At 64.1% G+C, this 21,334-nt stretch carries 18 protein-coding genes and 1 riboswitch; of the genes, 7 read left to right on the top strand and 11 right to left on the bottom strand.

Annotated features, from left to right (window positions below):
• Window positions 1-42: 42 nt before the first annotated feature.
• The 3 genes from ybeY to miaB all read right to left on the bottom strand — a co-directional run bounded on the left by ybeY (window position 43) and on the right by miaB (window position 3,120).
• Window positions 43-504: an rRNA maturation RNase YbeY gene (gene ybeY / locus ABQJ48_RS11500; protein ID WP_367838135.1), complete on the bottom strand. Its 462-nt coding sequence runs from the start codon at window positions 502-504 to the stop codon at window positions 43-45.
• Between the two features lie 78 nt (window positions 505-582).
• Window positions 583-1,659 carry a PhoH family protein gene (locus ABQJ48_RS11495; protein ID WP_367838133.1) on the bottom strand — a complete coding sequence of 359 codons (1,077 nt, stop codon included), beginning with the start codon at window positions 1,657-1,659 and terminating at the stop codon, window positions 583-585.
• Between the two features lie 48 nt (window positions 1,660-1,707).
• The gene (miaB, locus tag ABQJ48_RS11490; protein ID WP_367838131.1) at window positions 1,708-3,120 is read right to left on the bottom strand and encodes a tRNA (N6-isopentenyl adenosine(37)-C2)-methylthiotransferase MiaB; all 1,413 of its coding nucleotides are present in this window, start codon (window positions 3,118-3,120) and stop codon (window positions 1,708-1,710) included.
• A 601-nt stretch (window positions 3,121-3,721) separates the two neighbouring features.
• Between miaB and ABQJ48_RS11485 the strand changes: the two genes are divergently transcribed.
• Together ABQJ48_RS11485 and ribB are read left to right on the top strand one after the other, a co-directional pair.
• Window positions 3,722-4,468: a helix-turn-helix domain-containing protein gene (locus tag ABQJ48_RS11485; protein WP_367838130.1), complete on the top strand. Its 747-nt coding sequence runs from the start codon at window positions 3,722-3,724 to the stop codon at window positions 4,466-4,468.
• A 118-nt stretch (window positions 4,469-4,586) separates the two neighbouring features.
• Window positions 4,587-4,769: riboswitch (FMN riboswitch) on the top strand.
• A gap of 148 nt (window positions 4,770-4,917) precedes the next feature.
• Window positions 4,918-5,637 (top strand): 3,4-dihydroxy-2-butanone-4-phosphate synthase, encoded by a 720-nt coding sequence (gene ribB, locus ABQJ48_RS11480; RefSeq protein WP_367838129.1) that lies wholly within the window; start codon window positions 4,918-4,920, stop codon window positions 5,635-5,637.
• Between the two features lie 143 nt (window positions 5,638-5,780).
• On the opposite strand, the gene ABQJ48_RS11475 is transcribed toward ribB, so the two are convergent.
• The 3 genes from ABQJ48_RS11475 to glpD all read right to left on the bottom strand — a co-directional run bounded on the left by ABQJ48_RS11475 (window position 5,781) and on the right by glpD (window position 9,980).
• Window positions 5,781-6,467: an HAD family hydrolase gene (locus ABQJ48_RS11475; RefSeq protein WP_367838127.1), complete on the bottom strand. Its 687-nt coding sequence runs from the start codon at window positions 6,465-6,467 to the stop codon at window positions 5,781-5,783.
• Window positions 6,468-6,759: 292 nt separating this feature from the next.
• A complete protein-coding gene (gene glpK, locus ABQJ48_RS11470) occupies window positions 6,760-8,262 on the bottom strand; it encodes a glycerol kinase GlpK (RefSeq protein WP_367838125.1) in 1,503 nt (500 codons plus the stop codon).
• Window positions 8,263-8,444: 182 nt separating this feature from the next.
• Window positions 8,445-9,980 (bottom strand): glycerol-3-phosphate dehydrogenase, encoded by a 1,536-nt coding sequence (glpD, locus tag ABQJ48_RS11465; protein ID WP_473094128.1) that lies wholly within the window; start codon window positions 9,978-9,980, stop codon window positions 8,445-8,447.
• Between the two features lie 214 nt (window positions 9,981-10,194).
• Between glpD and ABQJ48_RS11460 the strand changes: the two genes are divergently transcribed.
• Window positions 10,195-10,569 (top strand): hypothetical protein, encoded by a 375-nt coding sequence (locus ABQJ48_RS11460; protein ID WP_367838121.1) that lies wholly within the window; start codon window positions 10,195-10,197, stop codon window positions 10,567-10,569.
• A 217-nt stretch (window positions 10,570-10,786) separates the two neighbouring features.
• Here ABQJ48_RS11460 and ABQJ48_RS11455 read toward each other — a convergent pair whose 3' ends face one another.
• Both ABQJ48_RS11455 and ABQJ48_RS11450 read right to left on the bottom strand, forming a co-directional pair.
• Complete coding sequence (locus ABQJ48_RS11455) at window positions 10,787-10,984, bottom strand: hypothetical protein (protein ID WP_367838119.1); 198 nt, start codon at window positions 10,982-10,984, stop codon at window positions 10,787-10,789.
• 306 nt (window positions 10,985-11,290) lie between these two features.
• Window positions 11,291-12,070: a DeoR/GlpR family DNA-binding transcription regulator gene (locus ABQJ48_RS11450; protein ID WP_367838117.1), complete on the bottom strand. Its 780-nt coding sequence runs from the start codon at window positions 12,068-12,070 to the stop codon at window positions 11,291-11,293.
• Window positions 12,071-12,388: 318 nt separating this feature from the next.
• On the opposite strand from ABQJ48_RS11450, the gene ggt reads away from it, so the two are divergent.
• From ggt to ABQJ48_RS11430, 4 genes are all read left to right on the top strand, one after another.
• Window positions 12,389-14,026, top strand: a complete 1,638-nt coding sequence (gene ggt / locus ABQJ48_RS11445; protein ID WP_367838115.1) for a gamma-glutamyltransferase — start codon at window positions 12,389-12,391, stop codon at window positions 14,024-14,026.
• Between the two features lie 290 nt (window positions 14,027-14,316).
• Window positions 14,317-15,681: an MFS transporter gene (locus tag ABQJ48_RS11440; protein ID WP_367838113.1), complete on the top strand. Its 1,365-nt coding sequence runs from the start codon at window positions 14,317-14,319 to the stop codon at window positions 15,679-15,681.
• A gap of 320 nt (window positions 15,682-16,001) precedes the next feature.
• On the top strand, window positions 16,002-16,829 hold the full coding sequence (locus ABQJ48_RS11435; protein ID WP_367838111.1) for a ferritin-like domain-containing protein: 828 nt from the start codon (window positions 16,002-16,004) through the stop codon (window positions 16,827-16,829).
• A 140-nt stretch (window positions 16,830-16,969) separates the two neighbouring features.
• Window positions 16,970-17,506 (top strand): hypothetical protein, encoded by a 537-nt coding sequence (locus ABQJ48_RS11430; protein ID WP_367838109.1) that lies wholly within the window; start codon window positions 16,970-16,972, stop codon window positions 17,504-17,506.
• Between the two features lie 45 nt (window positions 17,507-17,551).
• Here ABQJ48_RS11430 and ABQJ48_RS11425 read toward each other — a convergent pair whose 3' ends face one another.
• The 3 genes from ABQJ48_RS11425 to ABQJ48_RS11415 form a co-directional block, all read right to left on the bottom strand.
• On the bottom strand, window positions 17,552-19,078 hold the full coding sequence (locus ABQJ48_RS11425; RefSeq protein ID WP_367838107.1) for a DEAD/DEAH box helicase: 1,527 nt from the start codon (window positions 19,076-19,078) through the stop codon (window positions 17,552-17,554).
• Between the two features lie 210 nt (window positions 19,079-19,288).
• The gene (gene trhA / locus ABQJ48_RS11420; protein ID WP_367838105.1) at window positions 19,289-19,909 is read right to left on the bottom strand and encodes a PAQR family membrane homeostasis protein TrhA; all 621 of its coding nucleotides are present in this window, start codon (window positions 19,907-19,909) and stop codon (window positions 19,289-19,291) included.
• A gap of 126 nt (window positions 19,910-20,035) precedes the next feature.
• Window positions 20,036-21,334, bottom strand: coding sequence for a c-type cytochrome (locus tag ABQJ48_RS11415; RefSeq protein ID WP_367838103.1), 1,299 nt, complete (start codon window positions 21,332-21,334; stop codon window positions 20,036-20,038).

The raw sequence follows: 21,334 nt of genomic DNA, 5'->3' as shown, positions 1-21,334 counted from the left end.
GATGAACGGGTGGTGGACAAGCAACACGGCGCAGACCGGCGCCTATCGATACGGATCGGGAAACCCCAGCTTGCCGAGGATTTCGGTCTCGAGCGCTTCCATTTCCTCGGCTTCCTGTTCGACTTCGTGATCGTAGCCCTGTGCATGCAGCGTGCCATGCACGAGCAGGTGCGCGTAGTGCGCGATCAGCGGCTTGCCCTGCTCGGTAGCCTCTTTCTCGACCACCGGGCAGCACAGGATCAGATCGCCCGTCACCGGGTCGTCTTCCGATTCCGCGTACGCGAAGGTCAGCACGTTGGTCGAGTAGTCCTTGCCGCGATAGGTGCGGTTCAGCATACGGCCTTCGTCGGCATCGACGAAGCGCACGGTCAGCTCGCCGTCGGCGAACAGCGCCGCCCGGATCCAGCCGGCCACGGTGGCGCGCGGCAGCAGCGCCTTATGCTCCGGCCAGGTCCTGGCGGCGGGGAATTGCAGATTCAACGTCAGTTTCGGGGCGCGGCTCATGCGGTTTCGTGAGGTTGCGTCCGCTCGGTGGACAGAGGCGGCGGGTTCGGTGCACGCGAATCGACGCGTTCGGTCAAGTCAGCGCGAATCCGCCGGACTGGCGGTTTTTTGCGAGTGCGCATCGTAGGCCTCCACGATTCGCGCGACCAGCGGATGGCGCACCACGTCCGCGCTGGTGAAGCGGGTGAGCGCAATGCCGCGCACCTCCGAGAGCACCTGTTGCGCCTCGATCAGTCCGCTTTTGTGCCCGCGCGGCAAGTCGACCTGGGTCGTGTCGCCGGTGACCACGGCCTTCGAGCCGAAGCCGATCCGCGTGAGGAACATCTTCATCTGCTCGGGCGTAGTGTTCTGCGCCTCGTCCAGGATGATGAACGCGTGGTTCAGCGTGCGGCCGCGCATGTACGCGAGCGGCGCGATCTCGATCATCTGCCGCTCGAACATCTTCGCGGTTTTGTCGAAGCCGAGCAGGTCGTACAGCGCATCGTACAGCGGCCGCAGGTACGGATCGACCTTCTGCGCCAGATCGCCCGGCAGGAAGCCGAGGCGCTCCCCCGCTTCGACCGCGGGGCGCGTCAGCACGATGCGCTTGACCTGGTCGCGCTCCAGCGCGTCCACCGCGCAAGCCACCGCCAGATAGGTCTTGCCGGTGCCAGCCGGTCCGACGCCGAAAGTCACGTCGTGCGACACGATCTGCTTCAGGTAGTCGCGCTGCGCCGGCGTGCGCCCGCGTAGATCGGCGCGCCGCGTGTAAAGCTTTGGGCCCAGCTCCGCGAGGTCTTCCTCGCTCTCGTCGGCAGCGTCGGCGGGTTCGTCGAAAGGATGATCCGGATTGCCGTGAAAAGGCGCATCGCCGGCTGCGTCGCCATTGCCGTTGGGCCGATGACGCGCCGGATGGCGCACTTCGACGAGCGCGAGCTGGATGTCGTCGACCGACAGCGGGTCGCGCGCGTTGTTGTAGAAGTTCTCGAGTGCGGTGAGCGCGAGTTTCGCGCCGCGTCCGCGGATCGTGATGCGGTGCGCGCGTCGCTGCAAGGTCACGTCGAGCGCCTGCTCGATCTGCCGCAGATTCTCGTCGAGCGGTCCACAGAGGTTGGCGAGCCGCGTGTTGTCGTCGCGCGGTGCGGTGAATTCCAGATGCTGCTGAGTGGTCTTCAAGGCGGTGGGTCGATCCTGTCGGTTTCGGTGCGCGCGAGGCGCTTGGGCTTAGTGGGTGGCGGCGGCTGCCGCAACGGCACCTGCTTCGGGGCGCGAGTGGTCGTCCACGAGCACGAGCTCGCCGCGCAGCGAATGAGGGTACGCGAGGACAATTTTCACGTCGACCATCTGGCCGATCAGCCGCGCGTGGGACGCGAGCGGCGCGGGAAAATTGACCACGCGGTTGTTGCCGGTGCGGCCCGCGAGTTCGTTCGGGTCCTTGCGCGCCGGGCGCTCGACCAGAATGCGCTCGATCTTGCCGACCATGGAAGCGCTAATGCGCTGCACGTTTTCCTCGATGGTCGCCTGCAAGTGCTGCAGACGCCTGAGCTTGACTTCGCGCGGCGTGTCGTCGGTCAGATTCGCGGCCGGCGTACCCGGACGCGGGCTGTAGATGAACGAGAAGCTGGTGTCGTACTTCATCTCGTGCACGAGCGCCATCATCTTGTCGAAGTCTTCTTCGGTCTCGCCGGGGAAGCCGACGATCATGTCGGTGGACAGCGACAGGTCCGGGCGGATCGCGCGCAGCCTGCGGATCACGGACTTGTATTCGAGCACCGTGTAGCCGCGTTTCATCGCCATCAGAATGCGGTCGGAACCGTGCTGCACCGGCAGATGCAGGTGGCTCACGAGCTTGGGCACTTTCGCGTAGGTGTCGATCAGGCGCTGCGTGAATTCCTTCGGATGCGAGGTGGTGTAGCGAATCCGTTCGATGCCAGGAATGTCGGCGACGTATTCGATCAGCGTCGCGAAGTCGGCGATCTCGGACGAGCCGGGCGTCAGAGCGCCGCCGAACTTTCCGCGATAGGCGTTGACGTTCTGGCCGAGGAGCGTGACTTCGCGCACGCCCTGGTCGGCGAGGCCTGCGATTTCAGTCAGCACGTCGTCGAGCGGCCGCGACACTTCCTCGCCGCGCGTGTAGGGCACGACGCAGTAGCTGCAGTACTTGCTGCAGCCTTCCATGATCGACACGAATGCGCTCGGGCCTTCGACGCGCGCCGGCGGCAGGTGATCGAACTTTTCGATTTCCGGAAACGAGATGTCGACCTGCGCGCGGCCGCTTGCGCGGCGCTTGTCGATCATCTGCGGCAGGCGGTGCAGCGTTTGCGGACCGAACACGAGGTCCACGTACGGCGCGCGCGCCACGATGGACGCACCTTCCTGGCTCGCCACACAACCGCCCACGCCGATGATCAGATTCGGGTTCGCTTCCTTCAGCTCGCGCACCCGGCCGAGGTCCGAGAAGACTTTTTCCTGTGCTTTTTCCCGCACCGAGCAGGTGTTGAACAGGATCACGTCGGCGTCTTCCGGCGTGTCGGTCTTGACGAGCCCTTCAGCCGCGCCGAGTACGTCGACCATCTTGTCGGAGTCGTACTCGTTCATCTGGCAGCCAAAGGTTTTTACATAAACTTTCTTGGTCATTGAATTTCGCCGGTCACAGTGGTTAATCTGGGGGCGTCGTTTAAAAAGTAAAAGAAGACGAGGCGTGCGGGCAACTGGCGGACGGGGCCGCGACGCGGCTTCCAGGGCGCTTTGGCCTGAGTTGCAGCCCATTTGCGCCTCAATTGCGTCCAGCCCGCGCGGTCTGCGATGCACGCCTGCAGCGTAACGCAACATTATAGCCCTTGAAGGAATGCGGGTTTGCCCGCCGGCGCGGGCGCGCGTCCTGTTCAGCGTCAGGCCCGGCCGGCTTTTCAGCACGTCCGACAGCTGCGCAAAACACTCGCTCAGGGAATCTCGCAGCGCGCGCCGCACAGCGGCTTTGCGCGTGGGCGATGTTTTGCCGGCCTTGCGCCGCCGCGGATGCCACACGGGCGCAAGGGAATGTGCTCCTAACGATGTCGAATCCCAGCCATGAGCGGGTCCGCACACCCCATGAGAGACGCAGACAAGCTGAGCGCGAACCGACCTCCGTGAAGCTGATAACGGTGTGAAGATAAGTTGGTTGGGCATGACGGGAGCCGATGCTATCTTGCTTCCACTCACCGCTCGCGCGCCGCCCCTCGGCGCTTTGGAGGCAATCATGCATTCCCCGCTCGCGCTGGTTCGCGATCCCTCGGCCGGTACCGACGCGTCGCCGCCTGCCACGGAAACCTTCGATGCCCTCGAGCAGCTCGTCGGCGTGAACCTCGCCCGCTTGCGCGCCGAACGTCAATTGTCGCTCGACGCGCTGGCGCGCGCCTCCGGCGTGTCGCGGGCGATGCTGGCGCAGATCGAGTCGGCGCGCAGCGTGCCGTCCATCAAGGTGCTGTGCAAGGTGGCGGCGGCGTTGAAGGTATCGGTAGCCGCTTTTTTGCGGCGTCACGCGGCCAATGGATTCGAGCATTTGCCGGCGGAACGTTCGGCGCGCATCGTCAGCGCGAATGGGCGCTATTGGGCACGGCCGCTCTATCCCGAGTCCGAGCCGACTGCCGCCGAATTCCACGAGCTGCGCATTGCACCGTTGCATACGGAAGCCGGCACCCGCCATGCGCCCGGCACCAGGGTGAACCTGGTGATCAGCGAAGGCACCCTGGAAGTGAGCGTGCACGATCGGCGCCAGTTGCTCGCCACCGGCGACGCGATCGTCTTCGACGCCGATCAGCCGCACAGTCTCCGTAATCCGGGCGACACCGAAGCCCGCGCGTTTCGCGTGACGCTGAAGGCGGAAACGCCACCGCGCCGGGACCTGCCGGCGCAGCAGGACCCGCGCCTTCAACGGGAACGCGAAGCGCGGCGGGAGCGTCACGCTGCGGCACATTCAGCAGCGAGTGCGGCCACTGCGGTCTGAATCGCGATTCGCCGATGCACGCGCTCTCGGTTCCAGAGCCTCCATCGGGCCAGTAGGGTTGCGCGGCAGGTCTCGCGCGACTGTTGTATGCTTCGCCAGCCGGTTCGTCCGGCAATCAGTGCGTCTTCAGGGCGGGGCGAAATTCCCCACCGGCGGTATGCCGGCAGCGCGACAGCGCGAGCCGGTGAGCCCGCGAGCGCCCGCATCGTGCGGTCTTCGGAATATCGAGGACACAGCGGGGTCAGCAGATCTGGTGAAAGGCCAGAGCCGACGGTCAGAGTCCGGATGAAAGAAGATGTGCAGATAGTCATGAGCGCTTGCGTGGCGCCGCCCGTGGTCGAGGCGGTGCGCGAGCGTCGCTTTGAGCGGCGCTTGGGCCGGCGCGTCGTTGTCTGTTTGCAATGCCCTGAAACGTTTTTCGCCCCACTTTTGCGATGAGCGTTTCAACCATGTCCTTTGCTACTTTTCCTGTTCCGTCGACGTTTGCCCCCGATGCATTCGCCGATCTCCCGCTGCTCGACACCGAAGCCGTTCCGCCGCGTATCGCCGCCGCATTGCAAGCGCTGCGCGATGGCCGCGCCGTGATCCTGCAAGACGACCACGATCGCGAGAACGAAGCCGACCTGATCGTATCGGCCGAGCGTCTTTCCGTCGAAACCATGGCATTGCTGATCCGCGAGTGCAGCGGCATTGTTTGCCTGTGCCTGCCCGACGAGAAGATCCGCGCGCTCGAACTGCCGCCGATGGCCGTCAACAACGAAAGCCGTCACGGCACTGCATTCACGGTGTCGATCGAAGCACGCGAGGGCGTGACGACCGGCGTGTCCGCGCTCGACCGGGTGACGACCATTCGCGCAGCGATTGCCGATAAAGCTAAGCCCGCCGATATAGTGCGTCCTGGTCATGTGTTCCCGTTGCGCGCAATGCCCGGCGGTGTGCTGGCGCGCCGCGGCCATACCGAGGGCACGGTCGATCTGGCGATTCTCGCCGGGTTGAAGCCGGCCGGCGTGCTGTGCGAACTGATGAACGCGGACGGCACGATGACGCGCGGCGCGGACGTAGAACGGTTCGCCGCGCAACACGATCTGCCGATGCTGACGATCGCCGAGCTCGTCGCATTTCGTGCGTCGCTCGCGCAGGCGCGCGAGTGTGTCGCCGACGAAGCTTGATGCAAGTCGCGTGTTGTTCGTTACGCGCGCTGCCAGCATGCACGAGGCCGGTTGCTGGAGAACCTATAGAACCGGCCGTTTTCCTTGCCGCCAGTCAGCCGTGCAACACAGGTGAGCCGGGAAGCTAAGCGTGCCTCCGTTCGCTACGACTGCACGTCGCCGAACTCGCCGCGCACGCCGGCTTCCACCAGCGCGGGCAGTTCGTTCATGTGCATCATGACGCGCGTCATCCCCATCTTGCGCAAAGCGTGCGCATAGCCATATGGGATATGGCTCGCGCCGACGAACGCGATCGTCTTCATCCCCGCTGCGCGTGCCGCGTTCAGGCCCGCGACGCTGTCTTCGATCACGAGGCAGCGTGACGGCTGAACGCCCAGCTTTTGCGCGGCGAACAGATAGACGTCGGGATAGGGCTTCGGCCGCGCCACCTGTTCGGCGCTGAAGATCCGCTCGCCGAAAATCTCCTGCAAACCCGCGCGACGCACCGATGCGTTGACGCGCGACCTGCGGCTGTTCGACACGACTGCGGCGGGCAGCCTCACGCGTTGTAGTGCGTCGCGCACGCCGTTGATCGGGCTGAGCGATGCCGCGAGCGCCACTTCGACATTGTGTTCCACCGTGTCGAGGAAGGCGGCGGGCAAAGTGATGCCGAAGGAATTCTCGATGCCTTCGAGAAAGCGCGACGTCTGCTGACCGAAGGCCGTTTTGACGACGGCTTCGAAATCGAGGCCCGGAAAAGTCGCGGTCAGCGTTTCAAGCATCACGCGATCAGCGATGATTTCGCTGTCGACGAGAACGCCGTCGCAGTCACAGATGAGGTGGTCGATCATGCCAGGAAGCGGTAGCCCGAGGGCGCGCCGGTGCGGACCATCGCAAGCGCGGGCGCGGGGATGTAAAGCGTCATGATACGTGCTGCGACTTTGCCTTGGGCACGCTCTGTGGGTGGGCACGACGCGGTCGTTGCGCACGTCGCCGTAGGCCACCGGCGTCAACCATCGCGAAGCCATCCGCCGTGCGCTTGCCGACGACCGCCATGAGGACAATGAGCGCAACGACGGGAACCACAGGAAGGAGCGCGAGGACAGCGACGACCGCCATCACCGTACCCGCAGACCAATCCCGTCAGCCAGGCATATCCGCCCACGCTTTCGCTGCGCGAATCGCCCGCTGCCAGCCATCCACGCATGCCTTCACTTCCGCGTCCGGCAACGCAGGCATGAAACGCCGCTCGAGCTTCCACTGGCTTTTGAGCGCGTCGACATCTTGCCAGTAGCCGACCGCCAAACCGGCCAGGTAAGCCGCGCCTAGCGCAGTCGTTTCCGCCACCTGCGGCCGCACCGCGTCGACGCCCAGAATGTCCGCCTGAAACTGCATCAGCAGATCGTTGGCGCACGCGCCGCCGTCCACGCGGAGTTCGCCGATGCGAATGCCCGAGTCGGCTTCCATCGCCTTGAGCACGTCGAGCGATTGATAGGCGATCGAGTCGAGCGCGGCGCGCGCGATATGCGCGGAACGGGTGCCGCGCGTCACGCCGAACAGCGTCCCGCGAGCGTGCGGGTTCCAATGCGGCGCGCCGAGGCCGGCGAACGCGGGCACCAGATACACGCCGTCGCAATGCGGCACGCCGCGCGCGAGCGCTTCGATGTCAGCGGCATGCTTGATGATGCCGAGGCCGTCGCGCAGCCATTGCACCACCGCGCCGCCGATGAAGATGCTGCCCTCGAGCGCATAGTCGATCCTGTCGCCGATCTGCCACGCAATCGTCGTGACGAGATTGTTCTTCGATTCGATCGGCTTGTCGCCGGTGTTCATCACGAGGAAGCAGCCGGTGCCGTAAGTGTTCTTCACCATGCCGGAGTCCGTGCACATCTGGCCGAACAGCGCGGCGTGCTGATCGCCGGCGATGCCCGCAAGCGGAATCTTCGACGCGAACACCGTGGTTTTGATCGGTCCGTAGACCTCCGAGGAGGGCCGCACTTCCGGCAGCATGCTGCGCGGAATGTCGAGCGCATCGAGCAGGTCGTCGTCCCACTTGAGCGTGTGGATGTTGAAGAGCATCGTTCGCGATGCGTTGGTCACATCGGTGATGTGCAGGCCGCCCTTGGTGAAGTTCCATACGAGCCAGCTGTCGACGGTGCCGAACGCGAGCCGACCCTGTTGCGCTTTCTCGCGCGCGCCTTCGACATGCTCGAGAATCCAGCGGATCTTGGTCGCCGAGAAATACGAGTCGATTGGCAAGCCGGTTTTCGCGCGGACCGTTGGTTCCAGTCCCTGCGCCTTGAGTTCGTCGCAGAAGCCCGCGGTGCGGCGGTCCTGCCAGACGATCGCGTTATAGACCGGGTGACCGGTTTCCCGATCCCACACGATGGTCGTCTCGCGCTGATTCGTGATGCCGATCGCGGCGATCGACGTGCCGTTCAGCCCGGCGCGCGTGACCGCCTCCGCGGCTACGCCGGCCTGGGTCGACCAGATTTCCTGCGGATCGTGCTCGACCCAACCGGAATGTGGATAGAGCTGCTGGAATTCTTTCTGAGCGATCGACACGATACTGCCGCGCCGGTCGAACAGCATCGCACGGGAGCTGGTGGTGCCCTGGTCAAGCGCGAGGATGTACTGATCCTGCATTGTCTCTTCTCCATGCGGTTACGAATCCCCGGACTGCTGACCGGCGACGGGAACGGCCTGTTGTTTTCACCTTGCTGTAACGGATGTCATTGTGCGGCCCGGCATGGTTTCGCGGGAAGGAGGAATTCGTCCGCGCGGCGCACACCGCATTGCGCGGCGTGCTGGTTCCCGACTGCGCGCCTCTATCCTGTCCATGCATCGTGCCGCGCCGGTTCGCGCGCGAACCATGCGTCGATTTCGCGCGTGACCGAATCGAGCGTGCCCGGTTCGACGTGCAGACCGAGCTTCGAGCGGCGCCACAGCACGTCCTGCGCGCAGCGCGCCCATTCGATGTCGCGCAGATAGATCAGTTCGGCTTCGTACAGACCCGGCGCGAACGCGCGGCCGAGATCGTCGACCGAACGCGCCTTGCCGATCACCCGCGCCGCGCGCGTACCGTACGCGCGCGCAAGGCGGTGTGCGAGGTCTGCCGGTAGCCACGCATGCTGCTGCGTGAGGCCGCTCAGGAAGCGTTCGAAGTCGGCGTGCGCAATGTCGCCGCCGGGCAACGGCGCGCCCACGGTCCAGGCGGGCGCGCCATTGTGCAGCGCCTGTGCGAGCGTATCGACGGCTTGCTCCGCGAGCTTGCGGAACGTCGTGATCTTGCCGCCGAACACCGACAGCAGCGGCGCTTCGCCCGCGGGTGCATCGAGTTCGAGCGAGTAGTCGCGCGTGAGCGCCGATGGATCGTCCGCACCTTCTTCCTCGAGCAGCGGACGCACGCCGGAGTAGGTCCAGCGCACGTCGGCCGGCGCGATTTTCTGCTTGAAATAGCGGTTGATCGAGTCGCACAGGTAGTGCGTTTCGCCCAAATCGATCTTCGCTTGCGACGGGTCGCCGCGATATTCGAGGTCGGTCGTGCCGATCAGCGTGTAATCGCGTTCGTACGGGATCGCGAAGACGATCCGCTTGTCCGGATTCTGGAAGATGTACGCATGGTCGTGCTCGAACAGGCGACGGGTGACGATGTGGCTGCCTTTCACGAGGCGCACGCTCCTCGTCGCCGGACGGCCGAGCGCACCCTGCAGCAGCTCGCCGACCCACGGCCCCGCGGCGTTCGCAATCGAGGCGGCGCGCACGTCGAAGCTCGAGCCGTCCGCGCGCCTCAGTCGTGCGCGCCATTCACCGTTGGCGCGCTGTGCGCTGATCAGCTTCGTGCGCGTGAGGACGGTCGCGCCTCGCTCGTGCGCATCGAGCGCGCTCAGCACCACGAGTCGCGCGTCGTCGACCCAGCCGTCCGAATACACGAAACCGCGCTTGATCGAATCGACTAGCGGTGCGCCCGCCGGATGGTTGCGCAGGCTGATGCCGCGCGAACCCGGCAGCAGTTCGCGTTTGGCGAGATGGTCGTACAGGAACAGGCCGCCCCGGATCAGCCAGGCCGGACGCAGGTCAGGCATGTGCGGCATCACGAAGCGCAGCGGCCAGATGATGTGCGGCGCCGCGCGCAGCAGCGTTTCGCGCTCCTGCAACGCTTTGCGCACCAGTCCGAACTCGCGGTATTCGAGGTAACGCAGGCCGCCGTGAATCAGCTTGGTGCTGGCCGACGACGTGTGCGAGGCCAGGTCGTCCTGCTCGCAGAGCAGCACCGACAGGCCGCGGCCGGCCGCATCGCGGGCGATGCCTGCACCGTTGATTCCGCCGCCAACGACGAGCACATCGTATTTCGAGCCTTGCATCACCTGCGGGGTCCTTTGGAGTGCGCGCCGATGTTGCGCAGGAAAAGCCACGCGAAGCGCGGCAGACACTTCGTGTTCGTTTTCGAACTTTAATGAACATATTCGAAAAAGTAAAGTTCGGTTCGTTCGAAGGCGTGTCGTCCGGTCGGCTTGCCAGTGGCGCAACTCGCGGCCACGGACGATACTCTCGTCAGGGCCATACAGAGGTGAATCAATGCGTGGATTTCTTATGATCGGCGCGGCTGCGCTGCTTGCGGGATGTGTGGGCTCGCCGAGCCTCAGTGGAACGATGGGCGCGCCGTCGTTCGAGGCGTTGCAGCACATGTGCACGCCCCAGACCGTCGACTACGGCCAGGACGCACAAGGTGTCTACGCGGCGATGTTCGATGCTTACGTGGCGACCCGGCGTGGCAGGCTGTCGAAGGACGAATTCTGCGCGTTCCAGGCGTCGATCGCGCAGCGTCACGCGAGCGAGGGCATGAGTACCGACCCGCAGGTGCGCAATCGCTGGGTCGAGTTTTTCACCGAACAGCGGGCGAACGCGCTGAGCTGGCGTGCGGCGGTCGATCCGACTTTGCGCAGCGGTTGAGCGGGGGGTTTTCGACGAACGATGCGGCGTGCGTCAAGCCCGTCGCGTCGATTACAGTCCGAGCGCGCACAGTCCAACGGCCGCCGGACGCGGCCGCCTTGTCGTGCGAAGAAATGAGTGCGGTCTGACGAGGCGAGGATGCGCGCTTACCCAACGCATCCTGCTGTCACTGTCATGTTGGTCGCGTGCTGCAACAGCAGCGACAAGTCCTGCGGCACTAGGAAAGACGCTTGATGGCGCGCAACGCGTTGTCGCCGGTTTCCGTCAAACGCCATTGTTCATTGCCCGAGGCCAGCCGTTCGAGTTGTACCAACTGGCGTTCCAGCAATGCGTCGAGTTCTTGTCGGCCCATATCGACCTGATTTGGGGCGTCCTTGACGAGCAACAACGTGGCGAATTCATGCGGACTCAGCATCGTTCTCTCCATGTCAAGCAAACGCGGACGGCCTTGCCGGCGACTGGCGGGTGCCAGTGAGGTCCGCAGAAAGTTCAGGCGGGAAGGTACGGCAAATACGACGGATTCACTCGAGCGGCGTTACGCAGAACGCGCAACGGACGCCGGGAACTGGAGTGTAGTCAAGCACGGGTCAAACGCCAAATGTCGCCCGCTTAATATTCCGTTTGACAATTCGATGCCCGCGAGGCGGTCCCGAGTCTGGCCCAGATTCTTGATTTCACTCGAAGTCTTGCGTGCGCTGCAGCATGGCGGGGAACGCCTTCGCTACTGCGCGACAAACACCTGGCAATTGGCGGCGCCGAGCGTCTCGAGCATCTCGGGCGGCGGTGGCGCGTCGGTGAAAAGCGCGTCGATCTGATCGAGATGGCCTTGGCGAACCAACGCCGGGCGGCCGAATTTCGAACTGTCGGCGGCGAGAAACACCGTGCGGGCGTGCTGGATGATCGCCTCGGCCACGCGGACTTCCCGGGTGTCGAAGTCGCGCAGCGTGCCGTCGGTTTCTATACTCGACGTGCCGATGATCGCGAAATCCACCTTGAACTGGCGGATGAAGTCGATCGCCAGTTCACCCACGATCCCCTTGTCCCACGGCCGGACGATGCCGCCCGTCACCAGCACTTCGCAATCCGGATAGCCGCTCATCATGCTGGCGACGTTCAGGTTGTTGGTGATGACGCGCAACCCCCGATGCCGGTTGAGCGCCCGGGCGACTTCCTCGGTGGTGGTGCCGAGGTTGATGAACAGCGAGGCCTGATCGGGAATGTGAGTGGCCACTAGTGCTGCAATGCGCCGCTTCTCGTCATGGAACATCCGCTGACGCGCGGAGTACGAGACGTTCTCGGAACTGGTCGGCAGACTCGCGCCGCCGTGATAGCGCCGCAGTAGGTTCATGTCGGCGAGCCAGTTGACGTCGCGGCGGATCGTCTGCGGCGTGACGTCGAAGTGCGACGCCAAATCCTCTACGGTCACGAAGCCGTCGCGTTGCACCCAGTCCAGCAATTCCTGTTGCCGGGCGTTGAGAGTCAGGCGGGGGTCTCGAGTCATTGGGTCGGCGTGGTGAGGGAATATCGGCTCGGGCCGCCGACGGTGTCATGCAAAGGCGGAAAGCGGCGGGAATTGCGGTTGCGGGTATTGTAAGACTATCGCAGAGCTCGTCTGCAATGCCGGCAGCGCGCATCAACCTGGCCATCCGCATCAACGTGGACTCAGACCCGGGAATCATGTATTCATTTAATAAATGAATTTGTTATTTGCGCCCGTTCGCGCTGCAATCCAGGGTTGCGCGGATCACCGCGTTCCACCTGTTTTCAATGAGTCTCCGGCGGGTTCCGCCGCCGGGCCGCGCTTCGGAGAGTGTTCGACATGACTGGCTTCAACTGGCAAAACCCCTATCCGACGCCGCGCCTTCCTGTATTCGCGCGCAACCTCGTTTCGACTTCGCATCCGCTCGCCGCACAGGCCGGCTTGCGGATGTTATGGAAAGGCGGCAATGCCGTCGATGCGGCGATCGCGGCCGCCGCTGCGATCACCGTGGTCGAGCCGGTGTCGTGCGGCCTTGGCGGCGACGCGTTCGCGCTGGTCTGGGACGGCAAGAAGCTGCATGGTTTGAATGCGTCGGGCGTGTCGCCGGCCGCCTGGAACGTCGACTATTTCAAGCGCAAATATGGCGAGGAAAACGGGCTCGCCAGGCAGCCCAAGCGTGGCTGGGATGCGGTGACGGTGCCCGGCGTGATCGCCGGCTGGGAAGCGTTGCACCAGAAGTTCGGCACGCTGCCGTTCGCCGACCTGATGGAGCCGGCTATCGAGATCGCCGAACGCGGTCACGCGGTCGCGACCATCGTCGCCTACAAGTGGGCGGCGGCCGTGCCCGAACTCAAGGACCTGCCGGGCTTCGCGCAAACGTTCATGCCGCGCGGCCGTGCGCCGGAAGTCAGCGAACTGGTGCGCTTCCCCGGCCACGCGAAGACGCTGCGCAAGCTGGCGGAGCAAGGTCCGCGCGCGTACTACGAGGGCGAGATCGCCGAGCAGATCGCGGCGTTCGCGCGCGAAGGCGGCGGCGCGCTCACGCTCGACGATCTGCGCAACTATCGCGCGGATTGGGTCGAGCCGATCGGCAAGGATTATCGCGGTTACACCGTGCATGAGATTCCGCCGAACGGCCAGGGCATTGCCGCGCTGATCGCGCTGGGCATCCTCGAAAAATTCGATGTGAAGGAACTGGCGCTCGACAACGTCGAATCGCAGCATTTGCAGATCGAAGCGATGAAGCTGGCGTTCGCCGACGTCTACCGCTACGTCGCCGATCCGCGTTCCATGGAAGTCACGCCCGAGCAGATGCTCGATGACGCCTACCTCGCATCGCGCGCGAAGCTGATCGACCACAAGCGCGCCACGCAGTTCGACTTCGGCATGCCGAAGGCGGGCGGCACCATCTACATGTCGGTGGCCGACGAGCGCGGCATGATGGTGAGCTTCATCCAGTCGAACTACATGGGCTTCGGCTCGGGCATCGTCGTGCCGGACAGCGGCATCGCGATGCAGAACCGCGGCTGCGGCTTCTCGATGGATCCCAGGTCGCCCAACGTAGTGGAAGGCGGCAAGCGGCCGTTCCATACGATCATCCCGTCGTTCCTCACGCAACAGGTGAACGGCCAGCAGGAAGCGGTGATGAGCTTCGGCGTGATGGGCGGCGACATGCAGCCGCAAGGACACCTGCAATCCATCGTGCGAATGCTCGACTACGGGCAGCAGCCCCAAGCGGCCTGCGACGCGCCGCGCTGGAAAGTCAATCGCGACTTCACGATCGACATCGAAGCGACGCTCGATCCAAAGACCGCTGAGGCGTTGCAGAAGTTGGGCCACACCATCAAGTCGGTCGACGACCCCTACATGGACTTTGGCTCCGGCCAGTACATCTGGAAGCTCGATCGCAACGAGCCGGAGCGCGGTTATGTGGCGGCGAGCGACAGCCGGCGCGACGGGCTGGCCGCGGGGTTCTGATCTCCGCAATCGTGCGGCGTGCCGCTGCCTGCGCCTGCGACGCCGTAAGCGGCATGGGGGTGGCGGCATATCCGGCTTCCAGGTTCATCGACGGGGCGGGCATAGCGGCGAGCGTCGCCGCATCGGTCTGTCGTACTCGGGGCCACGACTGCCATGCACCGGCCAGGCGAGCCGCGCGAGCGCCGGCATAACGCAGAACAGCGCACACGCAGGTGTGTCGGCGGCGCGTCGGCTCGATAGCGCTCACCACACGCATCAAGCATCCGACAGCCGCTAAGGCAGGAGACACCATGCATACCCCAGCGTCCCCATCCGCGACAGCCTTGTCCGACTCGGCGCCCGCACCGCTTTCCAAAGCGATGGTGCGGCGAATCGTGTTTTCGTCATCGGTCGGCAATGCGCTCGAGTGGTTCGACTTTCTGGTCTACGGCTACTTCGCTTCCATCATCGCGAAACAGTTTTTCCCGATGCACGACGAGTGGCTGTCGACGCTCCTAGCCATCGCCACTTTCGGCATCTCGTTCCTGATGCGTCCGCTGGGCGCCATCGTGCTCGGCATCTACGGCGACCGCAAAGGCCGCAAGGCGGCGCTCACGCTCGCCATCGCACTGATGATGGTCGGCACCTTCACGATGGCGGTGATGCCGCCGTATGCATCGATCGGCCTTGCGGCGCCTGTGCTGGTTCTGGTCGCGCGACTCGTGCAAGGCTTCGCGGTGGGTGGCGAGTTCGGCAGCGCGACCGCCTTCATGGTCGAGCACAGCGCCTCGCACCGTGGTTATTACGCGAGCTGGCAGTTTGCGAGCCAGGGGCTGGCGGCGATTACGGCCGCGGCCTTCGGTTCCTTGCTGACTGCATGGATGCCGCCCGAGCATCTGAATAGCTGGGGCTGGCGCGTGCCCTTCGTGTTCGGCTTGCTGATCGGGCCCGTGGGTTTTTATATCCGTTCGCATCTGGACGAGACGCCGGAGTTCCTCGCGTTGCGCAAGGCGCGCGAGGCGGCCGGCGACAGCAGGACAGCGCGCGAAGAGGAGGGCGCGTCGTTTGCCAGCCAGTGGGTCAACCTGCTGCTCGCGATCGGCATCGTCGCGCAGTCGACGGTCGGCGTGTATGTGCTGCAGCTCTATATGCCGATGTACGCGGTCAAGCAGTTGCACATGCCCGCGGCCGCATCGTTCGGCGTCGTGGTGCTCAACGGCGGATTGCAGTTCCTGCTGTCGCCGGTGATGGGTGCATTGTCCGACCGTATCGGCCGGATTCGCATCATGCTGACTACTTCGATCCTGATGGGCTTGCTGATCTATCCGATGTTCGCGTGGCTGCAGTCGCATCCGACGATCGGCTGGCTGCTGTTGCTGCAAGGCGTGGCCGGTATCTTTAAGGCGGCCTATTCCGGACCGATGCCTGCCTTGATGTCCGAGATCTTTCCGACCCACGTGCGCTCGACAGGTCTTTCGATCGGCTACAGCATCGGCGTGACGATTTTCGGTGGGTTTGCGCCGACCATCGTCGAGACGTTCATCCATTTGACGGGCGACAAGCTCGCGCCAAGTTACTACGTGTTTCTCGCCGCGGTGCTGTCGGGCGTGTCGCTGACCATCGTCGCCTGGCGCATGCGCCACGCGCGTTCCGTGCGCGGCGTTCAGCCCGCCTGAGCACGCGCGAACGGCGGTGCGGCCGAATGCGCACCGGCCATGTCAAGCGTGACTCTCCGCGCTGCGGAACCAACTTAAAGCCAGCTCGCCGAGCTGGTTTTTTTACGGCCGAATATTCCGACTTCCGCACATTGGAACTGCCGCTGACCGGCATGGTCTGTGCTGTGACTGTCTGCAGAGTTGGCAAACTCCGACTAAGATGCAGACAGACGGGGTTAACTCTAATTGAAGCGCTGTATTCGGCACGGCAAACCGCGCGGCGGGTGCGAACGGTTTCGAGCAAGATTCACGTGCCGATACAGCATTGGGAGCAAGACACGATGCACACCGAGCTGAACCATGTCATGCCGTGGCGGATCGAGGACATCGACCTCACCCGCATCGACCGGCAAAAGGCCGTCGCTAACGAAGACCTACTCCTGCTCCTGTGCGCGGCTTCGTTCATTGAAAGCGGCACCGATCTCTACACGAGCAACCTCAGTACTTTCTTTAACGACGATCCCGAAGTTTCGAGCTGGCTGAACAACGAGTGGGAGCCGGAGGAATTGCAGCATGGGCGGGCGCTCAAGACGTATGTGGCCTACGTGTGGCCGGAATTCGACTGGGATACCGCGTTTCGTCAGTTCATGGACGAATACTCGCTGACCTGCTCGGTGGAAGATTTCGAAAAGACCCGCGCGCTGGAAATGGTCGCGCGCTGCGTGGTGGAAACGGGCACGGCCACGTTGTATCGTGCGATCGGCGAATGCTCGGATGAACCGGTGCTCAAGCAGATCACCGACAACATCCGCACCGACGAAGTCCGTCACTACAAGCATTTCTTCAAGTTCTTCAAGAAGTACAACAGGATTGAAGGCAACGGCCGTCTGGCGGTGCTGGGCGCATTGATGCGCCGCGTGATGGAGATCAAGAACGAGGACTCGGAGATCGCGCTGCGCCACGTATTCGCAATTCGCTATCCCGAGCGCGTACACGATTCGGCGTATAACCGCGACCGTGCAGCGCGCATCAATGCGCTAGTGCGGCGCAATCTTTCCGCCGACATGTGCGTGAAAATGCTGCTCAAGCCGCTCGACCTTCCCGCGAAGATTCAGCCGGGCGTGCATTACCCGCTCGCCAAGATCACGCAGCATGTGTTCTTTCGCTGACTAGCGAATAGCGCATCCGCCGCGATCATCCGGCGAACCGACGGCACGACGGCACGACGATGAATGGCCCGCCACCCATGCGGGCCATGGTTTTTTCGAGGCATGAACGAGCGTTGCTCACCTTGAACCGGATCGACAGCATGAACGAATCTTCCGCACCCGGATCTCCCCCCGCGCGTCCGCTCGAGCAGAGCGTGTTCGATGAATGGCCCGATGCCGTGCGCGCGTTGTTCGACGGTACTTCGCTCGCGAGCAAGACGGGATTCACCGCGTCGCTGCTGAGCGTGGATGCGAACGGCCATGTGCGCACATCGCTGCTCAGCGTGGGCGAGTTGTATGCGCCCGACTCGCGCACGGTGTGTCTGGCGTTATGGCCGCAAGCGAGAGCCGCGCGCGCGATTGCGCAAAGCGGCCGCGCGGCGCTCAGCTTTGTCTGTGACGCAGCGTTCTATCAGGTGCAGCTGCTGGTCGCGCCGCTAGCCGGCGTTCCAGGCGACGATAGCGGGCTGATCTATCTGATTGGCTCTATCGATACGGCCGAAGCACAGACCGTGCGCTATGCGCGTCTCACGAGCGGCATTACGTTCGAGCTGGAAGGAGCGGGAAGTGCGGTGCTCGACCGGTGGGAACGGCAGATCGAGCACCTGAAGCAAGCTGCCGCCGCGGCCGTCCGTTAGCTCCTCGATGAGGGACCACGGGCGGCAGGTCGACAGCTTCGGAGCTTAACGGCCGCGCTGGCCGCTGCGGGTCGGCATGGCGCCACGGGGCGCGTCGCTGCGTGGCTTGGCAGCGCCCAGCAACGCACCCGGCTTGCTGCCTTGCGGCTTGCGCGGTGCGTGCTGCGCGGCACCGCCTTCGTGCGCGACAGCGCGCGGCCGGTCGTCGTGACGCTGACTATCGCGGCGCGGCTGGCCGCCGTTGCCGGCCGGCTTCGCGCCTTGCGGCTTGGGCTGCTGAGCGTTCGCCGGACGTTGGCCCGAGCGTTGCGCCGGCTTGGCCGAAGTGGCGCCGTCACGCTTGGGCGCGCCTTGACCTTGACGCGGCGAACGTCCGCCACCGCCGCCGCCTTGGCCGCGGCGCAAGATCGGCTCCGGCTTCGCGGTCGGGTCCGGCTCGAAACCGGCGATCACTTCCTGCGGCACCGCTCGCTTGATCAGCTTCTCGATGTCCTTCAGCAGTTGCAGTTCGTCGACACACACCAGCGACACCGCTTCGCCCGTCGCGCCCGCGCGGCCCGTGCGGCCGATGCGGTGCACATAGTCTTCGGGCACGTTCGGCAGATCGTAGTTGACCACGTGCGGCAGCTGATCGATATCGATGCCGCGCGCGGCGATATCCGTTGCGACCAGCACCTGCAGCGTGCCGTCCTTGAACTCGGCGAGCGCACGCGTGCGAGCCGACTGGCTTTTGTTGCCGTGAATCGCGAGCGCGCTGATGTCGTCCTTGGTCAACTGCTCGGCGAGGCGGTTGGCGCCGTGCTTCGTGCGCGTGAACACCAGCACCTGGAACCAGTTGTGCTGCTTGATCAGATGAGTGAGCAGTTCGCGCTTCTTGTCGCGGTCGACCGGGTGAATCTTTTGCGCGACCGTTTCCGCCGTCGTATTGCGGCGAGCCACTTCGATCAGCGCCGGCGAGTCGAGCAGGTTATCGGCGAGAGTCTTGATCTCGTCCGAGAAGGTGGCCGAGAACAGCAAATTCTGACGCTTGGGCGGCAGCTTGGCGAGCACCCGCTTGATGTCGTGAATGAAGCCCATGTCGAGCATACGGTCGGCTTCGTCGAGCACGAGAATCTCGAGATGCGACAGGTCGATGGTCTTCTGCTGCATGTGGTCGAGCAGGCGGCCCGGCGTCGCGACGACAATGTCGACGCCACTACGCAGCGCGCCGATCTGCGGATTGATGCCGACACCACCGAACATCACCGTCGACTTCAGCTTCAGATACTTGCCATAGGCGCGCACGCTTTCTTCGACCTGTGCGGCCAGCTCTCGCGTGGGCGTCAGGATCAGCGCGCGCACCGCGCGTTTGCCGGCGCCCGCGGCGACCGGGGGCATCGAATTGAGGCGCTGCAAAATGGGCAGCGTGAAGCCGGCGGTTTTGCCGGTGCCGGTCTGTGCGCCGGCCAGCAGGTCGCCGCCGTTGAGCACGGCGGGGATTGCCTGAGTCTGGATAGGAGTCGGGGTGGTGTAGCCGAGTTCGTGTACAGCGCGGACCAACGGTTCGGACAAGCCGAGGGAATCAAAAGACATAAAAGCTCTTTGCAATGCAGTTTCGCGAACGGCGCATATGGGCCTAGACGGGATCAACGCAGCACGAACACGCCCGTATGGCGCGTTCGAGGCCAAAGCCCAGTTCCGGTCGCAGAGAAATCGGCGGCACGCTCAAACACGTGCCGAATGCTTCAACGCGCTATGCAGACACGTTGACTGGCCTTAAGTTGCATTTCGTCGCCGTGGATGTCATGCGACGTAGCGCGCGACACTGACGAATTGACACAGACTGCCCGCCAGTACGAACAGGTGCCAGATACCATGTCCATGCCGGATGCGCTCGTCGTTGATGAAGAAATAGATGCCGGCGCTGTAGATGACCCCGCCGGCCACGAGCCATGCGGTACCCGCTGCCGGTAATGCTTGTACCAGCGGGCGGACGGCCACGAGCGCGAGCCATCCCATCAATATGTACAGCACCATCGAAACGCTGCGGGTGCGCCGCCCGAGCGTCAGTTCCTGCACGATGCCCAGTACGGCAAGCCCCCAGCTCACGCCGAATAGCGACCAGCCCCACGGCCCGCGCAACGTAACAAGCGTGAACGGAGTGTAGCTGCCGGCGATCAGCAGGTAGATCGCCGAATGGTCGCACTTCTGCAGAACCGCTTTCACGCGGGGGCTGCGCACGCTATGGTAGAGCGTCGAGATAGCATACAGCACGAACAGCATCGCGCCGTACACACTGAAGCTGACGACCTTGTACGCGTCGCCCTCGAGCGCGCCCATCGTCACGAGCGTCGCCAGCCCCACCACCGACAGCACCGCGCCGACGAGATGGGTAATGCTGTTCAAACGCTCACCGACATGCACGGCTCTTTCCTCCTACGCGGTTTCACAAGAGCAACCACAAGCGCGCCCACATGATACCGGTCCTGCAAAAACGAAGGGCGCGGCCGCGAATCTCGCCAGCCGCGCCCCCGGTGCAACGAACGCTGGCTAGTCGAGCGGCGCCGAACGCAGATCGGCCACTTGCTGCGGCGACACCGGCGTGCCATGGTTGCCCCAGGACATACGGATGTACGTCACGACGGCTGCCACTTCCTGATTCGACAGCGACTGCGCGAACGGCGGCATGCCATACGGATGGGGGTTCGCTTCCGTGCTCGGCGGATAACCGCCGTTCAGCACCATACGGATCGGGTTGACCGCCGACGGCATCTGGATCGACTGGTTGTTGGCGAGCGGCGGGAACGACGGCGGCATGCCGAGACCATTCTCCGTGTGGCACTTCGCGCAGTTGTCAGCGTAAATCTTTTGGCCTTGCTTCAACAGTTCGCCGCCGAACTTCTCCGACGTTTCCAGTTGCAGCGGCTCAGGCGCTTCGCTCTTTTGCGGAATTGTCTTCAGGTACGTGGCCATCGCGTTGATGTCATCGTCCGTCATGTACTGCAGGCTGTTGCGAACCACTTCGGCCATCGGACCGAACACCGCGCCGCGATTGGACACGCCCGTCTTCAGCAGATCGGCGATGTCTTTGATGTCCCAGTCGCCGAGACCGGCTTCGCGGTTCGACGTCAGCGACGGCGCGTACCAGTTCTGCAGCGGGATCAGGCCGCCAGCGAACGCCGCCGAGCTGACCGGACCGCCCATCGCGTTGATCGACGTGTGGCACATGCCGCAATGTCCGAGCCCTTCGATCAGGTATGCGCCACGGTTCCATTCCACCGACTTGGTCGGGTCCGGCTTGTACTCGCCTTCACGGAAGAACAGCGTACGCCAGCCGATCAGCATGTTGCGCTGATTGAACGGGAATTTCAGTTCATGCGGACGGCTCGGCACGTTGACCGGCGGAACCGAGCGCATGAACGCGTAGATCGCGTCCGAGTCGGCGCGCGTGACCTTGGTGTAGCTCGTGAACGGGAAGCCCGGATACAGCAGGCTGCCGTCTTTCGAGCGGCCGGTGTGCATTGCGCGATAGAAGTCGTCCCGGGTCCACTTGCCGATGCCGTACTGGTCGTCGGGCGTGATGTTCGGCGTGAACATCGTGCCGAACGGCGTGGCCATCGGCAGGCCGCCGGCGAACTCCTTGCCGCCGCGTACCGTGTGGCAGGCGATACAGTCGCCGGCGCGGGCGAGGTATTCGCCCTTCTTGATGAGCGCGGCCTGGTCGGCGGGCGTTGCCGCGACAGCCGAGCCGTTATGCAGGTAGTCGCCACCCGACCACAGGACGGGAACGAGTGCGGCAGCCGCAACCACGACGACTGCCGAAAGGGCGAACAAAGACTTGCGTTTCAT

The sequence above is a fragment of the Paraburkholderia suaedae genome, assembly GCF_040812055.1.
In the GTDB taxonomy this organism is placed as follows: domain Bacteria; phylum Pseudomonadota; class Gammaproteobacteria; order Burkholderiales; family Burkholderiaceae; genus Paraburkholderia.
This window is presented reverse-complemented; position numbering and strand designations above follow the sequence as displayed.